The organism is candidate division KSB1 bacterium (genome assembly GCA_034521575.1).
Classification (GTDB): domain Bacteria; phylum Zhuqueibacterota; class Zhuqueibacteria; order Residuimicrobiales; family Krinioviventaceae; genus JAXHMJ01.
On the sequence record JAXHMJ010000005.1, the window covers coordinates 2011691 to 2030896 of the forward strand.

12 protein-coding genes are annotated in these 19206 nt (G+C 49.3%); 5 read left to right on the plus strand and 7 right to left on the minus strand.

The genetic code is table 11. The features are described from left to right. Positions 1-21 precede the first annotated feature (21 nt). The 3 genes from U5R06_21975 to U5R06_21985 all read right to left on the minus strand — a co-directional run bounded on the left by U5R06_21975 (position 22) and on the right by U5R06_21985 (position 6597). Positions 22-4188, minus strand: coding sequence for a GEVED domain-containing protein (locus U5R06_21975; protein ID MDZ7725412.1), 4167 nt, complete (start codon positions 4186-4188; stop codon positions 22-24). A gap of 252 nt (positions 4189-4440) precedes the next feature. Continuing rightward, entirely contained in the window at positions 4441-4851 is a 411-nt protein-coding gene (locus tag U5R06_21980) for a DUF5597 domain-containing protein (GenBank protein MDZ7725413.1), read from the minus strand. A 42-nt stretch (positions 4852-4893) separates the two neighbouring features. Next, the gene (locus U5R06_21985; protein MDZ7725414.1) at positions 4894-6597 is read right to left on the minus strand and encodes a glycoside hydrolase family 43 protein; all 1704 of its coding nucleotides are present in this window, start codon (positions 6595-6597) and stop codon (positions 4894-4896) included. Positions 6598-7379: 782 nt separating this feature from the next. Between U5R06_21985 and U5R06_21990 the strand changes: the two genes are divergently transcribed. From U5R06_21990 to U5R06_22010, 5 genes are all read left to right on the plus strand, one after another. Continuing rightward, positions 7380-8414 (plus strand): uroporphyrinogen decarboxylase family protein, encoded by a 1035-nt coding sequence (locus U5R06_21990; GenBank protein ID MDZ7725415.1) that lies wholly within the window; start codon positions 7380-7382, stop codon positions 8412-8414. 165 nt (positions 8415-8579) lie between these two features. After that, a complete protein-coding gene (locus U5R06_21995) occupies positions 8580-10787 on the plus strand; it encodes a T9SS type A sorting domain-containing protein (protein MDZ7725416.1) in 2208 nt (735 codons plus the stop codon). 973 nt (positions 10788-11760) lie between these two features. Continuing rightward, positions 11761-12219, plus strand: a complete 459-nt coding sequence (locus U5R06_22000; protein ID MDZ7725417.1) for a hypothetical protein — start codon at positions 11761-11763, stop codon at positions 12217-12219. 35 nt (positions 12220-12254) lie between these two features. After that, positions 12255-14030, plus strand: coding sequence for a hypothetical protein (locus tag U5R06_22005; GenBank protein ID MDZ7725418.1), 1776 nt, complete (start codon positions 12255-12257; stop codon positions 14028-14030). 3 nt (positions 14031-14033) lie between these two features. Further along, positions 14034-15842, plus strand: coding sequence for a FlgD immunoglobulin-like domain containing protein (locus U5R06_22010; GenBank protein ID MDZ7725419.1), 1809 nt, complete (start codon positions 14034-14036; stop codon positions 15840-15842). A gap of 604 nt (positions 15843-16446) precedes the next feature. Here U5R06_22010 and frr read toward each other — a convergent pair. From frr to rpsB, 4 genes are all read right to left on the minus strand, one after another. Continuing rightward, on the minus strand, positions 16447-17004 hold the full coding sequence (frr, locus tag U5R06_22015; protein ID MDZ7725420.1) for a ribosome recycling factor: 558 nt from the start codon (positions 17002-17004) through the stop codon (positions 16447-16449). Continuing rightward, positions 16997-17734, minus strand: a complete 738-nt coding sequence (gene pyrH / locus U5R06_22020) for a UMP kinase (protein ID MDZ7725421.1) — start codon at positions 17732-17734, stop codon at positions 16997-16999. The genes frr and pyrH overlap by 8 nt, the downstream gene beginning before the upstream one ends. A 63-nt stretch (positions 17735-17797) precedes the next feature. Beyond that, positions 17798-18394 (minus strand): translation elongation factor Ts, encoded by a 597-nt coding sequence (gene tsf, locus U5R06_22025; GenBank protein MDZ7725422.1) that lies wholly within the window; start codon positions 18392-18394, stop codon positions 17798-17800. A gap of 38 nt (positions 18395-18432) precedes the next feature. After that, the gene (gene rpsB, locus U5R06_22030; protein ID MDZ7725423.1) at positions 18433-19182 is read right to left on the minus strand and encodes a 30S ribosomal protein S2; all 750 of its coding nucleotides are present in this window, start codon (positions 19180-19182) and stop codon (positions 18433-18435) included. Positions 19183-19206: the final 24 nt, after the last annotated feature.

Genomic DNA, 19206 nt, shown 5'->3' on the forward strand with positions numbered 1-19206 from the left:
CCTCATCACCCTCCGGCACGTCTAATTCCACAAACACATCAAAAAGGAATCTGCGGACAGATCCAGTGTATCGCCGGGGTGACCGGGCAATACATGGAAAGATAATGTGTTTGTACCCTCATCAACAGGTATGATCTGGGTGGCGCCGGTCTCCGGATCAACCAGTGAATGAATCAGGATGCGTTCATCCTCTACTTCGCCGTTGCGGGCCGCGCCTTTGTAGGTCAGACCCTGATCACTGCACAGGCGAAATCGTGCATAGGTAGACCCGGCCGCGGCGTTAGCAGGCAGGATAAACGGGATATGCTGCGTGCCAGCACTGGTCAGATGCTCCACAATCACATGTTCACCGGCGTCCGCCCAGTCACCGTCCTGATTGTAATCGATCCAGGCATTCAGATAGGCCGAAATCGAGGCGGTCACCATCACTTCAGAGGTGTCACCCGGCACCAGCGCTGCGGGAAAGCGGATGCCGTCTTCGTCGTCCTGACTGTCAAATGTATCATCGCCCTGTGCATTAACATCCGGCATGCCGTCAACGTCGGGATCAATATCCTTACCCAGATAGCAGCGGTAATCCACCACATGACAGGCGCCGGAATGCGCTTTTAACGTGGGATACGGTTCGTCCGGGGCATCGCCGAAATCTAATTTGCTTTCTGCCGCCTGAAACACAATTTGGTAATCCTCAACCTCGCCATTTTCAACATAACCGGTAAAGCCGATACCGCGCTCATAACTGAGACGGAAGCGCGCGTACGTCGAATCTGTCGTGGCATCCGCGGGAATGGCAATCGTGATATAATTAACACCGGGCTGCACACTGTGATTGACAACCACATGATCAAGGGTATCAGACCAGTCGCCGTTTGCGTTGAAATCAATCCAGCCGTTGAGAAAGGCGCTGTCCGATGCGATGACTTTGAGTTCAGTGTTATGCCCGGTCAACAGAGCTGTAGTGAACCGCACACCGTCTTCATCGTCCAGACTGCCGTTGTCATCTCCCAGCGCATGCAGGTCCGGCTGACCGTCCGCTTCAGCATCGATCAGCGCCCCCAGAAACAAACGGCCGGACACCCCGTGGCGGGCGCCGTTCTGCGCCAGTGTGGTCGGATACGGTTGCTCCGGCGCATCGCCAAAATCCGTATTCGTCTCCGGATCCGGTTCATCGATTCTGACTGTCAAGTCTTCAACCTCGCCTTCCCGCGCCGGTCCGTAAAAAGACAGTCCGTGGGTTCGACTGACCCTGAAGCGGGCGTAACCCAAATCAGAAGCCGCCTGCAACGGCACGGGAAACTGCAGGGTTTGCGTACCCTGCGGCACGGGCTCATCCACCAGAATATGCTCCAGAGGATCAGTCCACAGACCATTGCCGTTAAAATCCACCCAGGCCGTGACAATAGCGTCCATAGACACCGTGACAGTGACCTCGTTTATCGTCCCCGGTATCAACGGCGCATTGAAACTGATGCCGTCCTCATCATCGGTATGGTCATTGTCATCTCCCAGTGCCGCCGCATCCGGCAGGCCGTCCGGCTCGGCATCCAGGCGACTGCCGAAAAACAACGTAGTGTCGATGACATGCCGGGCGCCGTTGTGCTTGAGCAGCGTCGGGAACGGTTTGTCCGGGGCATCGCCGAAATCCATGCGCGGCTCTTCCTCGGAAACCCCGATGATATAGTCTTCAACCTCTCCGTCGCGCGCCGCTCCCCAGGGAAATACGGCACGATAGCTGGTCAGTCGGAAACGCACACCGGTTTCACCCGGCAGCGCCGTCAAGGGAACCCTGAAACTGAAATGGTTCGTGCCAGAGGACACCGGCCGGTTCGAGATTGCGTGCTCGATGGCGGTATCCCATTCCTGATTGTGATTCCAGTCCACCCAGGCATTCAGAATACCGTTTCCCGAAACCTCCGCCTTGATAGTGGTATACTGACCCGGCAGCCAGGGGGTCATAAAGCCGATGCCGTCTTCATCATCATTGCCGCCATTGTCATCCCCGGTGGCATCGGCTGACGGCTGACCATCCGGTTCCGTATCAATACGGGCTCCCAGATACAGCGTGGTGTCCATCCGGTGCCGGGCGCCGTCCAGGGCGAGCGAGGTACGATACAGGGAATCCGGGAGATCGCCGAAATCCCAATGCAGCTGTTCGTGCGGGAATTGCACCCTATAATCCTCAACTTCTCCGTCCGGCGCGCCGCCTGTGAATCCCAGTTGACGACTGCTGCTGAACCGGAAACGCGCACAGGTGGAATCCGATGTGGCATTCAGCGGGATATCAACCGGTATCAGATTCGATCCGGAACCAAACAGCACATCCTGTGCAATCTGATCTCCCGCATCCGCCCAGCTGCCGTCCCCGTCAAAGTCCATCCAGGCGTTTAAAATACCGCGGCGCGAAGCCAGCACTTTAATCTGAACAGTGTTTCCCGGCGTCATCACCGGAAAGGCCACCCCATCCTCGTCATCGCTGCCGTTTGCGTCATCTCCGTGCGCCAACAGCGTCGGCTGACCGTCGGCTTCGGCATCAATTCCGGAGCCCAGAAACCACTCTTCCACCACCCGGTGAAAGGCTCCGTTATTCGCCTGCAGGGTCGGATAGGGTTGGTCCGGGGCGTCTCCCCAGTCAAATTGCTCAGATTCGCTGATGGCGACGTGATAATCCTCCACTTCTCCGGACTTTGCCGCGCCGGTAAAGGACAATCCGCGTTCTTTAGAATATCGAAAACGAGCATACGTACGAACCGGTTTGGCGTCCGCAGGCACCATGAACGACAGGGTCTGTATACCATGCATGACCGGGGTGTTGGCAATTATCTGTTCTCCGGCATCAGACCAGTCGCCGTCGTGATTAAAATCCAGCCAGGCGTTCAAAATGCCGTCCTGCGACGCAATGACTTCGATCTTGGCCGTACTGCCTGGAATGAGCGCTGTGACAAAACGAATCCCGTCTTCATCATCCGTGGCATCCATATCATCACCATCCGCTGCCGCGGTGGGCTGACCGTCCGGATCACCGTCAATATGGGACCCCAGGAACATGCGCTCGATGATCAGGTGACGCGCGCCATTATTCGCCAGAAAGGTGGGATACGGTTCGTCGGGTGCATCGCCAAAATCGTAATCTCCCTCTTCCGGCTCGTAAATTTCAATCTGATAGTCTTCCACTTCTCCGTTGGACGCTTCGCCTTTGAAACTCTCACCTCCTTTGAGAGAAAAACGAAACCGGGCACAAGTTTTTCCGGGTTTGCTGTCATCCCGGGCGGTAAATGACAGATTGTTATTACCGCTGTTCAGCCCCGCATCATTGAAAATCTGCTCTCCGGAATCCGTCCAGTCGCCGTCGCCGTTAAAATCCACCCAGGCATTCAAAAACCCGTTGGTGGACGCGCTGACTGAAATATTCACTGTTTGTCCCGGGTGAATACTCGACGGCAGACTGACACCGTCTTCATCATCGCTGCCGGCATTGTCATCGCCGTCCGCATTCGCGTTCGGCTGCCCATCGCGTTCATCATCAATCCTGGATCCCAAAAACACATCCGGATTGATACGATGCCGCGCGCCGTCGCTCTTTAACAGCGTCGGATACGGCTGATCCGGTGCGTCTCCGAAATCCAGAGCCTGCTCGAGTTCTTCAATCTCGACATAATAGTCCTCCACCTCTCCATTGGGTGAATCACCAGTATAGCTTTCTCCGCCTTTGAGCGAATAACGCACACGCGCAAACGTGTATCCCCATTCTGCGGATTGCGGTAAATTGAAATACCGCGTATTGGACCCCTTGCTGACACCCACATTGTTCAGAACATGATCATAGTCGTCTTTCCAGTCACCGTTGCGGTCGATATCCAGCCAAATATTCACCACACCCGCTGTTGAGGCTGAAATGCGTACCGCGACAACCTGTCCGGGAACCAGGGTCCCGAAACTGACGCCGTCCTCATCATCACCCTTGTTGTCATCGCCCAATGCTTTGGGCGACGGCTGGCCGTCCTCCTCTGCATCTATGGTTTTTCCCAGAAACACCTCCCGGTTAACAGCATGCCGGGCGCCGCTGTGGCGTAAAACTGTGGGATACGGCGAATCCGGAGCGTCTCCGTAATCATACTGCAGCCGCTGCGCCAAAACTGGACTGGTCAGCAGCAAAACAATACTGATCACCCATCTGCAAAATATCTTCATAATGGCCTCCCTTTTGTTAATCAGTTAATTTTGAAATGTGATAGTTCCGGCAAAAACAAACGTAAATGATTCGCAGATGTGATTCGATTCAAAGTCTGGAAACAAAAGATCAGATTCCCGGTTCCCCGTGGGCTGGTTGAAAAAGAATTATGTTATGTCGGATATAACGTTTAACGATTTTCATATTTAAAATATTCCGTGACACCCGTCTTTCTGGCATCCCGGAAAATCTATCGCCCCCTGGTCGCAATTTTATTTATACTCGTACAGTTTCACCCGCTGAATACTGCAAGTCTGTCCGCTCAAATGCATATGCCGCCCCTGGTGACTTTGATCGCCGTTCATACGCCGGCCGCGCACCCATCGGCCGTCCCGGAATTCACCTTCTTCCATTTTTCCGATTCCCGCCCGGACGCCCTCTGTCTGAGAGTTAAAGGTAATGACAATGCCGCTGCCGGCAACAAGAAATTCACCCGGCGCCAGTTCGATGATCATACCGCCAAAGCGCGGAGTGGCGTCACCCGGCATCCGGGGCGCGTAGGGCCAGGTGTATTCGTGTCGGACATGAAAGCGAAAATCACCCGGTTCGCGCAAATGCGGTCCGGCCGGTAATTGCGTGATAGCGAAAAAAACAATCAGGATAAAAAGCCGTAACCGTACCATGATGAAGGTCCTTTGTTTTTAAACTCTATATTCTGTTAGACATCAATGAAACACCGGATCATTACCGCTATACTCAAACCAGTCATAGATTGCCTCGTTCTGAACCGTCTCGCCCAGAGAGGTGGTGTACATGCCGAACACCGCCCCAACGAATCCGCCCGCGACTTGAGTGCTGAGAAACGAGGCATCCACTCTGTCTTTGAGCAGAGTCCAGTCCGGTTTGTCGGCGTCTGCGGCCCAGGAGAACGAATAGGAATTCTCATGCGTGCCGATGCGCAGCAGCAGATTTTGTCTCTGCACGTCCTCCGGCAGCGCAGCGGATTGCAAAAGTTTCATTCCGGACGATGATTCGGGATCGGATTGAAACAGCTGCACCACCATGTCGCTGTCTTTTATCGATTGACAGAGATAATAAAAATGCGTTTCGTTCTGAAAAATGATTAATCCGGCTTTTTCGTTCGACGCCTGCGGTGTAAAGTTCAGCGATACCGAAGCATTGCAGTCCATATGTTGCTGCCGATGGGCGATCAAACTCGGATTGGCGGTTCCGGAGCAGGTCTCCGGGCGCAAATCCATCGCCAGCTGACCGGGATGTCGGTTAAGACTATGCCAGGTCTGATGAGGCGTGCGCAGGAACAGATAACTGGGGTGCAACAGAGAATCCGTAAACTCGTCGCGAAACATAAAATTGCCGCTGTACGGCCTCGCATCGGCGTTCCATTCGGGCAGGTCGGGCCGTGGATAGCTGTATTGCACTTTTTCATAATCCGGATTAATCACCGGCCAGCCATCGATCCATTGGACCGGCGCCATAAAGGTTTCGCGGCCGGTGTTGTAATAGCCTTTTTCAAACGGCGGATATGGCCGGCAGCCCAGGAACACGGCCCACCAGTCACCGGCAGGTGTCTGCACCATATCAGCATGACCGGTGCAGGTGACCGGATAGTCGCGCGACGGATCCAGGTGCCGCTGGGTGAGAATGGGATTGTGGTCGTAAGGCTCATAGGGTCCCTGAACCGTCTGACTGCGAAAAATCACCTCGGAATGATCTTCAGCGGTGCCGCCTTCGGCCGCCATCAGATAATAGGCGCCGTTGATCTTGTAAAGATGCGGCGCTTCGATCCACACCGGTTCCTCGCTGATATCCACGCCGCCGTTGACCAGAATGGTCTCCGGCCCGACGGTTTTCAGAGATTCGGGATCAAACTCGCGCATGCGCAGGGTGCGGTGCCCGGAGTATAATGGCTGATCGTCCGGCGCCACGCTGTTGTAGATAATATACGCCTTGCCGTCATCATCAAAAAACAGGGAGGGGTCAATGCCATTGATATCCGGCAGCCAGACGGGATTCGACCAGTCCCCCGCCGGGTCCTCTGCAGTGACCACAAAATTGCCGCCCGCATCCACCAGGGTGCAGACCACGTAAAACGTGCCCTGATGATAGCTGATGGCCGGCGCGAAAATACCACGCGACACCCCGAGTCCACTCAAATCCATCTGCTCCGGCCGCTCCATGACGCTGCCCAGCTGTTTCCAGTTCACCAGATCACGACTGTGAAACAGCGGAATGCCGGGAAAATAGCTGAAACTGGAATTGACCAGGTAATACTCCTCCCCGACCCGGCAAATGCTCGGATCCGGATAAAATCCCGCCAACACGGGATTGGTAAAAGTTGCCGGGTCCTGCTCTGTAACCGCACAGGCTGTTATCAAAACGGCAAACAACAAACCGATAATCCTTATCATCTCTCACCTCTTTTATGACATTTCGATTGAAAACTGAACCGATTTAATATGATCATTTTTTTCAATAAAGTCAAGCAAGACATCAGGGCAGAATGCAAATCCAGCAGTCGGTGGTGTGAAGCAAAGAGATTAGAATTATCGCTCTCATCCTACAATCTCTCTCAGAACCGATAGCGTCCGTCAGCTGGCAGACGCTATCATTGAGCGGTACTCGTCTGAAAAAAAGCAGTTGGACTGCGGCTTGGGTGTTGAATGCGAGGTGGATTATCTGTTTATGCCGTGTGCCGGGATGGACCCCCGACACGATCCGGAACAACAGCGGTCTTTAACCGATTCTGCTCCTTTCCTTTGTCGCACAGCCGGGTTGTTAATTTGTTCTCGAGTGTTTATAAAACTATTCAGGTTTATAAAAAATATTAAAAACAACTGTTGCAATTCTCATTTATTTTATTATTTTCATATACAAGTTTGTTATGATGCACGGGTACATTGTTCGATTGTACAGCAACAGATAGAATGAACCTATAACAACTCTTGTCCGATTCAGAGACGACAGCGGAACAGAGGATCGGTACGATTCGTCAAAACGGCTCTATTGACGCGTCCTATCTGATCTTTTTTTAGGACAATCAACTGAACCGGTTCAGTTCTCATGTTTCATACAACATCTGATACAAACATCTATCCTGACTGTGCAGAACAACAACTGCAATGTCAGGTAGAAACGTAGAAACACTCGAACGCACAATCGATCAGAGTTCAGCAAACAGAGAGATTTTTCAATGACAGATCAACAATGGAACATGCTTTTACAGGTTCTTGACGGAAAATCCGTAAAACCGCTACCCACGGGATTCATTATTGACAGTCCGTGGCTGCCCGGATGGAGCGGAAACACGATTATTGATTATTTCAGCAGCGATGAGACATGGCTGAATGCCAATCTCGAGGTGGTACGAACCTTTCCGGAGGTGATGTTTTTTCCGGGATTCTGGTCGGAATACGGCATGTGCACCGAGCCCTCGGCATTCGGAGCGCGCTGTGTGTTTCCGGCGAATGAATTCCCGCACGCGCATAAAGTTCTGCGCTCTGTGGAAGACATCGCAAACCTTCCGGAACCCGATCCGAGAACCGACGGACTGCTGCCGTTCATGCTCAATCGACTGAAACGACTGCAGCCGCAGATCCATGACGCCGGGCACACCATCCGTTTTGCCGTAGCGCGCGGGCCATTGAACATTGCCAGTTATCTCATGGGCTCAACTGAATTATTAACCACCATGATGATGCAGCCGGAACACGCCGAATCTCTGATGCAGAAAATTACCTCCTTTTTGAAAAACTGGCTGGACTTGCAGATGCAGACTTTTCCGTCCATTGACGGCATTTTCCTCCTGGATGATATTATCGGATTTATAGGACACGAGGAATTCAAACGGTTCGGTTTACCTTACTTTAAAGCATTGTACGGTCTGGGCGGTTCTGTGCGCTTTTTACACAACGACGCGCCTTCCCGCGTCTCCGCTCCCCTGCTCACGGACATGGGAGTCAATCTGTTTAATATGGGATATGATGTACCACTGAACGAGTTAAAAGAATTAACAAATAACCGGGTGACGCTGCTCGGCAATCTGCCGCCGCGCGACGTACTGGCCTCCGGCGATAAACAGATCGTAAAAAGCGAAACCCGGGCGCTTTTAGACTCTTTACAGGACACATCGCGAATTATTTTATCCTGCGGCGGCGGAATGCCGCCCCAGGTCAGCAACGATAATATTCGCGCGTTTATCGAGACCGTTCAAGCCTATTCACGATAAAAGCCAGCTTTAAACAAATGATCGGCGCCATGCAAAGCGAAACACCCGGAGAGATGGAGTATGAGATTGTCCGGCTGATGGACAACATGCAAATAAAATAACGCAAGACAAGCGTTCCGAAAGTATAAATACAATTAATAATGAACGTTTAAATTAAAGGTAACTATGTCATATCAATCCCTGTACAAAGTTCTGCTCGTGACGCTCATCATCCTGTTCAGCCGCGCCCCGGCACAGCCAGAGCATGACCGGGTGGACGGCAATCTCATCCAGTTTAACGATAACGGCGCCTGGTGCTGGTACCAGGACGAACGCGCGGTCATTGACATCGCCCACGACAAACTCATCCTCGGATCGAATGCCAGCGGCGACGGCGTCGGTGGGTCATCCCGGGACGGACACATCGAAGGCGTGATTCACGATTTATCCACCGGATTGTCCGAGCGCAGTCTGTTCATGGACGCCTATTGTGACGATCACAACGCCCCGGCCTTTTTGGTGCTGCCTGACGGCTCCTACCTGGCCATGTATTCGCAGCACTATGACGAGTACAGCCGCTACCGGATTTATGATGGCACGGACTGGAGCTCTGAAAACCGGTTCGACTGGCGCGACATTCCGGGCGGCACGGATTTTTCCACCACCTATGCCAATTTGTTCTACCTGTCAGCTGAAAACAAGGTTTACAACATTGTGCGCAGCTACGCCCGCAGTCCGAATATGATGGTATCAACCGATACGGCGGCGACCTGGTCGTACGGCGGACTGGTGACCGAACCGGATGAGAGCATCGGTTATGTGAATGGTTATTTCAAATACAGCAGCAACGGCGTGGACCGCATCGATTTTATCGCCACGGAACATCATCCTCGCGATTATAACACCAGCATCTATCACGGATACATTCAGGGCGGTCAGACGTTTAAATCAGACGGCACGTTGATGGATGAGGATATATCCGACAAATCCGCGCCCAAACCGGCGGAATACACACCGGTTTACACCGCCGATACCAAGGTCAACGGCGTCACCATGACCCGGTGCTGGAATCATGATCTCCAGGTCTATGAGGACGGCCGCATTGCCGCCCTGATCAAGGCACGCGCCGATGACAATGAAAGGGATCACCGGTTTTTCTATTGCCGCTACAACGGCACCGAGTGGTCCTGGACCTATCTGGGCAAGGCCGGCGCCAAGCTGTACGGCAGCGAACAGGATTACACCGGACTGGGCGCGCTGCATCCGCACGATCCCAGCATCATTTACATCTCGACACCGTTCGATCCACGCGATGATTCCGATCTGGGTGTCCATGAAATCTTTAAAGGCGTCTCGGAGGATGGGGGGCAGACCTGGTCCTGGTCGGCGGTCACTCAAAACTCGACGTGTGATAATCTGCGCCCCATTGTGCCGGCCTGGAATCAACACAATACCGCGCTGCTGTGGTGGCGCGGCGCCTACAATGCCGCCCAGAGCTTTGATGCTGCTGTGGTGGGGATCATCGAACGCGACTCGCTGGTGCGGGGCGTCAAGCACTATGTGGACGGCGCCGGATACAACACCACATTCGCGGACGGCGACGGTCTGCGCACCACCGGTCCCACAATGGACAAGGGCGAAGCGGACAGCCGCTGGCATGAACGCACCGGATTCGGCAATCAGGGATCGGTGCTCACGTCGTCCGAACTCGACGGGGAAGACGCTCCGGCGCTGAAAACCGATATTGTCGTGCCGGATTCCGGCAGCTATGAGCTGTGGGTGAATTTCTGGGCCAATCCGGATGCGGACTGGCGCATCAAAGCCGGACTGTCCGGGGATCATATGCAGATCTATCGACACATGGCCTGTCAGCAGGTCGAGTCCGGCGATTATGTGCAGTCGCTTCGCTTCACAGATGACGGCAACACCTATCTGTATCAGGCCTGGCTGGGACGCGTGCGCCTTGATAAAAACGATACCATCAGCGTGTTTGTAGATGACTATGGCGTGGCCACCGGCACGACCCACCAGCGTCAGGGCAACACAGCGCGCACCTGGTACGACGGCGTCAGTTACGCGCGCGTCGGCGACCCGGTGAGCATGAGCGTTGAAACCCCGGCCGGCACACCGATGCACTGTTCGTTGCTGCAAAACTATCCCAATCCGTTCAATCCGGAAACCACCATCCGCTACACCCTTTCAGAACCAGCGCATGTACAGCTGCGCGTGATCAACCTGCAAGGACAAATCGTCGCCACGCTAGTGGATGACAGCCGGTCGACCGGAGCGTATCAGGTCAACTGGAATGCTCAGGAACACGCCTCCGGTGTTTATTTTGTTCAGTTGATGGCCGGAGATGCGCTGCAGGTTCGGAAAATGATGCTGGTTCGGTAAATCGATAAAACCCTCCCGACTGGACAGGCAGAACCGGAACCATGGAAATGGTTGAATAGAAATTTGAAATTCATCTTTACGAGTTAAAATCGCAAATCGACCGTTAGCTCATGATACACCGTCAGCCTCACGATTTAATCTGTGAAAATCCGCGTCATCTGTGTTCTATTCAATACACCGGATCAGCCGGAAAGCCCCGCAACCCGCCATCAGCTCGGCAACAGAGTCCATAGAATTGAACCAGGCCCAAGACCGGTCAGAGTGGCAAGATAGCCCCTTGCAAGTAAACAAACAGGAAATCAATCGCCTTACTCTACCTCTTCCGGATTGAGTGACAGCGTCACAGGTTCTTTTCCGCGTTGTGCACTTTTGTGCAACGCCAGGATCAGCTCTTGATCCATTCGTCCCCGGAGGGCGCCATAGGTGAATTGGTTAATCTGACAGCCAGAACAGTAAACGATAATAACATTATCCCGGATTTCAAATATTTTATTGACAATGAAATATTTTTTATGTACTATTCTACGGGTTCATTAAAAGAAGGATCTGTCAGCTATTCTGATAGGGGTTTTGTGCCCTTTTTTTGTCAAAACAAAGCAAGTAATAGTTCATTTTTTAGTGCTTGCATCCTTTTGATATTGCAGTCACTCAGTCGTCCGATATTTTGAATCCAAATGTGAACCGATTCCGGTGATGCATGGTTGCAAACGAGCTCTCTTGAATTCCGTTCCTGTCAAGGCCGGCAGCCGGGGTTGATCCGGGATATGGGCGGATTAAAGCGTCTAAAAAAATGATTTCACAATCTGAGCGGGTTTTTTCCCGGGGTAAACGTCATAGAATAAAAAGCGGGGATACCGGCTATGAAATTTCTGATCCAAAAACAAACATCATCAATAAACAGGGAGGGTCATATGAAAACATGATTCTTTGACCCGTTTCAAACAAAATAACCCGTTTTAGAAAGGAGACCCTTATGTTGAACCGCAGCATATTTGTATTCTGTTTGTTTTGCGCCTGTGTGCTGTTCACCGGCATCGGCCGCACGCAAAGCATTTCGGAACAGCTCAAACAGGCGGACTGTCAGTTCGAGATTTATTATGGCGACCAGAAACTCGATGTGATTAAACAAATGATCACAAAACGTGCTGTACATTTCCTGTACAGGGAAGGAGGTTATGGGCATGAAGCATATTTTCTCGAGTGGGCTTATAAGAATGATATTGAAATCGACAGTCAGCCTAATTGGGTTCATTTTTACAATTCATCCAATCAAAAAATTCATAGCAAGCTTGATTTGATTAGATTTGAGAACCAAAGCCTGAAAAACAAACACTTTGATAAAAATACGAGTATACACTATTATGGCTTTAGTCTCGAAAAGGTGCCGATGTTTGTACTTGATGATACATTTAAAATTGTAATTATAAAATAGTATTAATTGAACTCAGAAATAAAAAGGGGATAAAAATGTTGACAAAAATCCAGTGGTATATGTGTTGTATATTTTTTCTGTTTACTTCGATCGGACTGACCCATACAAATTCCTCCAATCAAATCATGATGTCTCCGAATGATCCCATGCGAGACCCGGATTGGGATTGGTACTCGGACAACAGTATGACGGTGGATTTGTATTGTCAGGCAGGTGATTATGATGATATCTCAATGCCTTGGAGTAATGGCGGTCATGCCATTTATGAAGTCTTTCTTGATAATGGATATAAAGATATTTATCCAGCAGATGGTTGGGAACTTTTGCTCCGTGATTTTGGCACAGAAACCAGGGATGCTCCCTGGCCATATTTTATTCTCTATAACAAGTACATTGGGTTATTGAGATTGATTTATTGGGGTATACCACAGGGTGAAGGGGTTTCTTATGCGACTGGAACAATACAATTTATTGATGGTTATAGCCCTATTTTTGAACTCTCTCAATTGGAGCAAGCTGGTTACCTGAATGATAATTCTACTCAGGATAAAGTTGAAGAGCTTTATGTTATCAGCAAGTTTTACCCGGAGCATTGGAATTATTTTGATTTTCCGGTTTCAGGGTATGATCCTGAAATTTATACAAATGAAGTAAAGGTTCGTATCGATATTGACTTGTTTTCAGAATTCAAAGTGGAGCTGGCTGGTTCAAGTGCGGTTAATATAGAGAATAGTCAACTGGATGTAAGGCCTCAAACGAACAACGGATTGGTTACAGCATTAACAAAAACCCTTGAGACCGGAAAAAAGTATTATACAGATATTTCTAAAGAATGGAAAACCTTATCAGATGCCCAAGATGAAATGTCAGATATACTCAAATGGGCAAAGGGTATTTCCGGTCAAACATGGTGGACGCAAATATTAACTAATTTAAGTACTATTAATAAGGCGAGTTGGATACCTGCATTAGGGCCGGTTGCTGCTATCATTAACTTTATGAGTGGTGGTGGGGCGAGTAATAGTAATAATCTAACCGCTGCTGTCAGTTTATTGCCGCGAACGATAACCTTAGAGGGTAGTTTTACAAAGGAATGGCCTTATAATGGTGTTTCATTCTACTTGCCTGGTTGTAATGTAGCGAATCCCTCTCAGGCTATATCAGACAACACACTACCAATTTATGATAATCCGTTTGGTGTCTTTAATATGGTGGAAAAGCCGACCGTTGATTATGGATATCAATACTCTCATTCCGTGGATGACAATCTATGCGATCCCCCAACCATGGCACGGGATTATTTTGATGTGTATTATAGCCTTACTGACAATGTGTCATATGTCGTTAATCCTTATGTATTTGATCTTGCCAAAAGTTCAGTGAAATTTTCGTACGCTTCTGAAGAAACGGGTAATCTCTGTGATTTTATCGCTGTGAATAATGCTGATTTTTATTCTGATTATGTGGAACATATGCAATATGTGTCATTGGATTATCAATCCTGCGCGCACCCTCTTGGCATCGGAGCGTCGGAGGTCAAAGCCGCTTTATTGGCGGAATTGGTTCCTTATGATGTGGATGCGAATTTTGTACCCGCGCAGGTCATTAAAGCGTATGATATCGAACTTGGCAACGATCTTGGTTTGATAAATCCGGCAACACCCATTTATCCATTTGATATCGTAACTCAGAATATTTACACCAACACCACATTGCATTCCTGTAAAATTGTACAGGACATAACGGTTTCCGGCTGTACCTTGAGCATCGCGCCCGGGTCTATCATCTTATTGGCGCCGGATGTGAAATGATCCATGGCATCCGATGCCAGACTTGTGGCCGAGGGAACCCTTGAAGAGCCCATACGCTTTTATCGCTTGAACGCAGACTATGCCTGGGACCAGGTTGAGCTCAGCGGCAATAACAACTCGTTTGAGTACTGTGTCTTTAATGGCGGCACCTGGAACGTCCATGTGGTGAACGGCACAGGCAACTGTTTTGAAAATTGTACGTTCATGAATGGCGTGCGCGGATTTTATGCTTCTGGAAATGTGAATCAGTTTGTTCTGGACAAGTGCCTGGTCACCGGAAATTCTGATATCGGTGTTTATGCAACTCAATGCTGGGCCGGTATTAAAAACAGTACCATTACCGCCAATGGAGGGCAGGGAATTCGCATTCTTTCCGGCAAGCTGGGTTACTATACACCCGGTTATTTTACAAATAATTATATTTATGGCAATGAGGGTCACGGTATAGGTGTTAAAGGAGACCTCTATCTCGGCTATGGAAGCACGCCCGGCAACAACTTGATCTTTAACAATGGCGGTGAAGCAGAAATCAAGGTTGAAAATTATTTTGGCAGCCATGTGTATCAATCAAGTTACGGCGGACTGTCGGATATTTTTGACGATGACCTGGGATATTATATTTATAATGCGAGCGCTTCCTCTGTGAATGCTGTTGATAATTTCTGGGGTACAGAGAATGGGCCGGAAGGCGGGAATGCTCGTTTTCAGGGTAATGTGAGCTGGAGCCCTTTTAAAGATGAGCCTCAGACCTATACGGAAATTGTAGGGATGCATCCCGGTTTACAAAAGAGATCTGCAAATCAATTCTACAGGCCTGAATATCAGATCATTCCCAAACAGGTGGCATCGGAAAATCGACCGGACTGTGTGAATACGGCATTCACCCGTTTGGAAAAACGAATGATGGAACTGATCAACCTCATTGCTTCCAATGAGTATGACAGCAACACGTCGACCCGGATATTGGAACTGTATCAATTGTCAAAAGAAGATCCCGAGGATAAACTGGGATTGAAACAACAGATAAAAGTAATTATTCGGGATAAAAGTAATAAGGGAAAAGATTTTTATAAAAACAGCTTAAATTATAAAAATCTATCATCTGAGCAGAAAAAAGCCCTTCAGTACAATGCCGAGATTGCGATGCTAGCGGAAATTGATGAGAAAATTCAGGACTATCAATTGCAGCTTGCGCTGGCGGAATCGAACCCTATAAAGTCTGATTATGACCGGCTGCTCAACGACGCCCTGGCGCTGTTGTACGATGTAAAGCCGTTTATTAAAGCAGATGATCATTTTCGTGAATTTCTGGATTTCGAGGTATCGCTTCTGCAATGGTCGGGCCGGTATAAAGAAGCACACAAATGTTTGATAAAGCTGATCAAACATGTGGAAAAGAACAATATTGAGGGTTATTCTTATTCAGACACCTATGAACTATGGGAAGAAGACCTTTTGTATGTAATAGAGGGAAATTCCAAGATTGGTAAATATGGGTCAAAGGACACGACGATTAACAGTAAAACAGTTCCATCGTGCTTTGCATTGAGTCAAAACTATCCCAATCCCTTCAATCCCGAGACCCATATCACTTACAACATCCCGGAAGCGGATCAGGTGGTCATTGATATATATGACATTCAGGGGCGCAAAGTATCCACCTTGTTAAACAGAACCGTAGAAGCGGGGCAGCATTCCGTTTCCTGGCATGGAAAAGATGACTATGGAAATCAGGTTGCGTCCGGTATGTATCTTTATCAAATCCGTTACCAGGATCGTGTCGCCACACGTAAAATGTTATTCATGAGGTAACGTATGAAACCGTTTATCACCACAAAAAACCGGACAAACAATCGGTAAGGGTAAAATTGTTGTTTGCCCGGCCTTCTAACAACAAAGCCTGGTGCTACAGCACCGGGCTTTGTAATATAAACATTCTTCAAGGAAGCTGCAAGTTTATCATTACTTGTCGAAAAAATGGACAATCTATATCCTACACCATCATCGCCCATTTACCAGGTTACCCACCTTTATCACCCTATTGGGGTCGAATCTTTGTTCAAAGTTTTCTCAATATTGAATTTTTCAGGTCTTCACACTCGATTTCAACCACCGTAGCTTTGCGGCTAAGAGTATCCCCCGGTATTCAAGATTGTGATTCGATCAGCTATGCGCCAACTTGTTTGTTTCTTATTGGTATCAACAACTATACGTAATAACCCGGCTCCCGTAACCGTATAAACACCCTGTTCGAATACGATGACCAGCAGGTCCCCCCGGTTTACAGCAGCAGAAAAGGCAATGGCAGCACCCAGAAACAAAAAGAGCCGAATAAAATTCGGCTCAAAGGCAGGGAAAACGCCTTTCCCCGGCCGGACCGGGGAGGACAAATACAAAAATTGTTACAGACTGCAACTCAGACGGTCATGATCTCTTTTTCTTTGTGCTCCAGCATTTCGTCGATCTTTTTGATCGTCTCATCCGTCAGTTCCTGCACTTTTTCCTGACCAGTGTGCATATCATCTTCAGAAATGTCCGAGCTTTTTTCAGCTTTTTTCAGCTTTTCATTGGCATCGCGTCTGATGTTTCGGATCGCCACCTTGCCGTCTTCGGCAATTTTCTTGGCGACCTTGACCAGATCCTTGCGTCGCTCTTCAGTCAGCTGAGGGATTGGAATTCGAATGACGATCCCGTCATTGGTGGGATTGAGTCCGAGATCGGATTTCATAATCGTTTTTTCAATCTCGCCCAGCATGCTTTTGTCCCAGGGCTGAATCACCAAAAGCCGGGGTTCCGGCGCGCTGACATTGGCCACCTGCTTGAGCGGTGTGCTTTGTCCGTAATAATCGATTTTAATGCCGTCGAGCAGGGCGGGTGTGGCTTTGCCGGTGCGCAGCTTGGTAAATTCCTGACTCACCACATCCACTGCTTTTTCCATACGCTGTTTTGAATCTTTTCTAATCGTTTCAATCATAAGACTCACCATTTACTTTGGTTCCAAGATTCTCTCCCAAAACAACCCGTTTCAAATTATCCTTTTCCATCAACTTGAACACAACTATGGGCAGTTCATTTTCCATACACAACGTGATAGCCGTTGTATCCATAACGCGCAATTGCCGGCGAATCACCTGCATATAGTTCAATTCTTTAAACATCACAGCATCCGAATGTATTTCCGGGTCTTTGTCATAAACACCGTCCACTTTGGTTGCTTTGAGGATGGCGTCCGCTTCGATCTCTATGGCGCGCAGGGTAGCGGCTGTATCCGTGGTGAAATACGGATTTCCCGTGCCTCCGCCGAATATAACCACGCGGCCCTTGCTCAGATGGTTCATCGCGCGCCGGCGGATAAACGGTTCGGCCAGCTCTTCCATTTTAATTGCAGTCAACACCCGGGTTTGCAGATCATAGCGTTCCAGATAATCCTGAAGCGCCAGAGAGTTGATACACGTCGCCAGCATGCCCATATAGTCCGCGGTCACCCGGTCCATACCGCGGGCGCTGGCTGACAGGCCCCGGAAAATATTCCCGCCACCGACAACAATCCCGATTTCCACGCCCATATGTGCAACTTCACTGATCTCCTGAGAAATTTGATTGACCGTATCCGGATCAATGCCCAAACGTTTGTGATTGCCCATCAGAGCTTCGCCGGAAATTTTAAGCAGGATGCGTTTACAAGTCAACTTTTTATCAGTCATAAGTATTGGGAATATATCGTTCAGATATAAAAAAAGAGCAAAGCCGGAGCTTTGCTCTGTGAATTATTCTTCGCCAATTTCAAACCGGGCAAATCGCCGAATCAGCATATTTTCCCCGAGTTTGGCTATGGTTTCTTTTAAATATTCCTGAACCGTCTTGTCAGGGTCTTTGACAAACGGTTGTTCCAGGAGACAGTTTTCTTCGTAATATTTATTCAGTTTGCCGGTGATCATCTTTTCAATCACATGTTCCGGTTTGCCCTGCTCGCGCGCCTGGGCTCTGTAAATATCCATCTCGTGATCAATATTTTCCTGCTTGACCTCTTCACGAGCAATGGCTTTGGGCCGGCTTGCGGCAATGTGCATGGCAACATCTTTGGCCATCTGTATAAAATCATCGGTACGGGCGACAAAATCCGTTTCACAGGCGATTTCCACCAGGACGCCAAGACGATTTCCCGGATGTATATAAGAATAAACGATTCCCTGCTCTGTGGCGCGGCCGGATTTTTTCTCGACCTTTTGCATACCTTTTTTGCGCAGATGATCGATCGCGGCCTCAATATCACCGTTTGTCTCTTTTAGCGCCTGTTTGCAGTCCATCATGCCGGCGCCTGTTTTATCCCTTAATGTTTTTACATCAGCTGCAGAGACACCCATCTATTGATTCTCCTTATCTTTCTTGGTTAACCTCATTTTCATTCGGAAGAAGCGCTGCTTTTCTCTTCCATCTGAACCGCTTCTTCAGTGGCTTGTTCCTGTTGTTTTACAGATTTTCCTTCGAGAATGGCATCGGCAATGGCGTGTGTCACCAGATTGATCGCTTTGAAGGCATCATCATTGCTGGGGATCGGGAAATCGATATCGTCGGGATCGGAATTGGTATCAATAATGCCGATAATCGGAATGTTCAGGCGTTTGGCCTCGCGTACGGCAATCGCCTCTTTTTTGGTGTCCACGACAAAAACAGCGCCGGGCAGATGGTTCATATCCCGGATACCGCCAAGGTCGCGGTTCAGTTTTTCTTTTTCGCGTTCAACCTGAAGGATTTCTTTTTTCTGGATTTTGTCATAGGTTCCGTCTGTGGCAAGTTTTTCCAGATTTTTCAGACGTTTGACACTGCGTTTGATGGTAATAAAATTGGTGAGTGTACCACCCAGCCATCTTTCGATCACATAAGGCATACCGCAACGCTCCGCTTCCAGGCGGATGATATCCTGAGCCTGCTTTTTGGTGCCGACCAGCAAAATCTCTTCACCATTGCGGGCAATGCGCCGGGCTTCTTCACACGCCTCAAGGAGAAGAGCGCGTGATTTTTTCAAATCAATAATATGGATACCATTTCGCTGCATAAAGATATAGGGCTTCATCTTTGGATTCCAGCGTCGCGTCAAATGACCGAAATGGCATCCTGCAACCAATAATTCTTGCAGTTTGATATCGTTCATAGGTGTTGACCTCTTTGTTTGGGG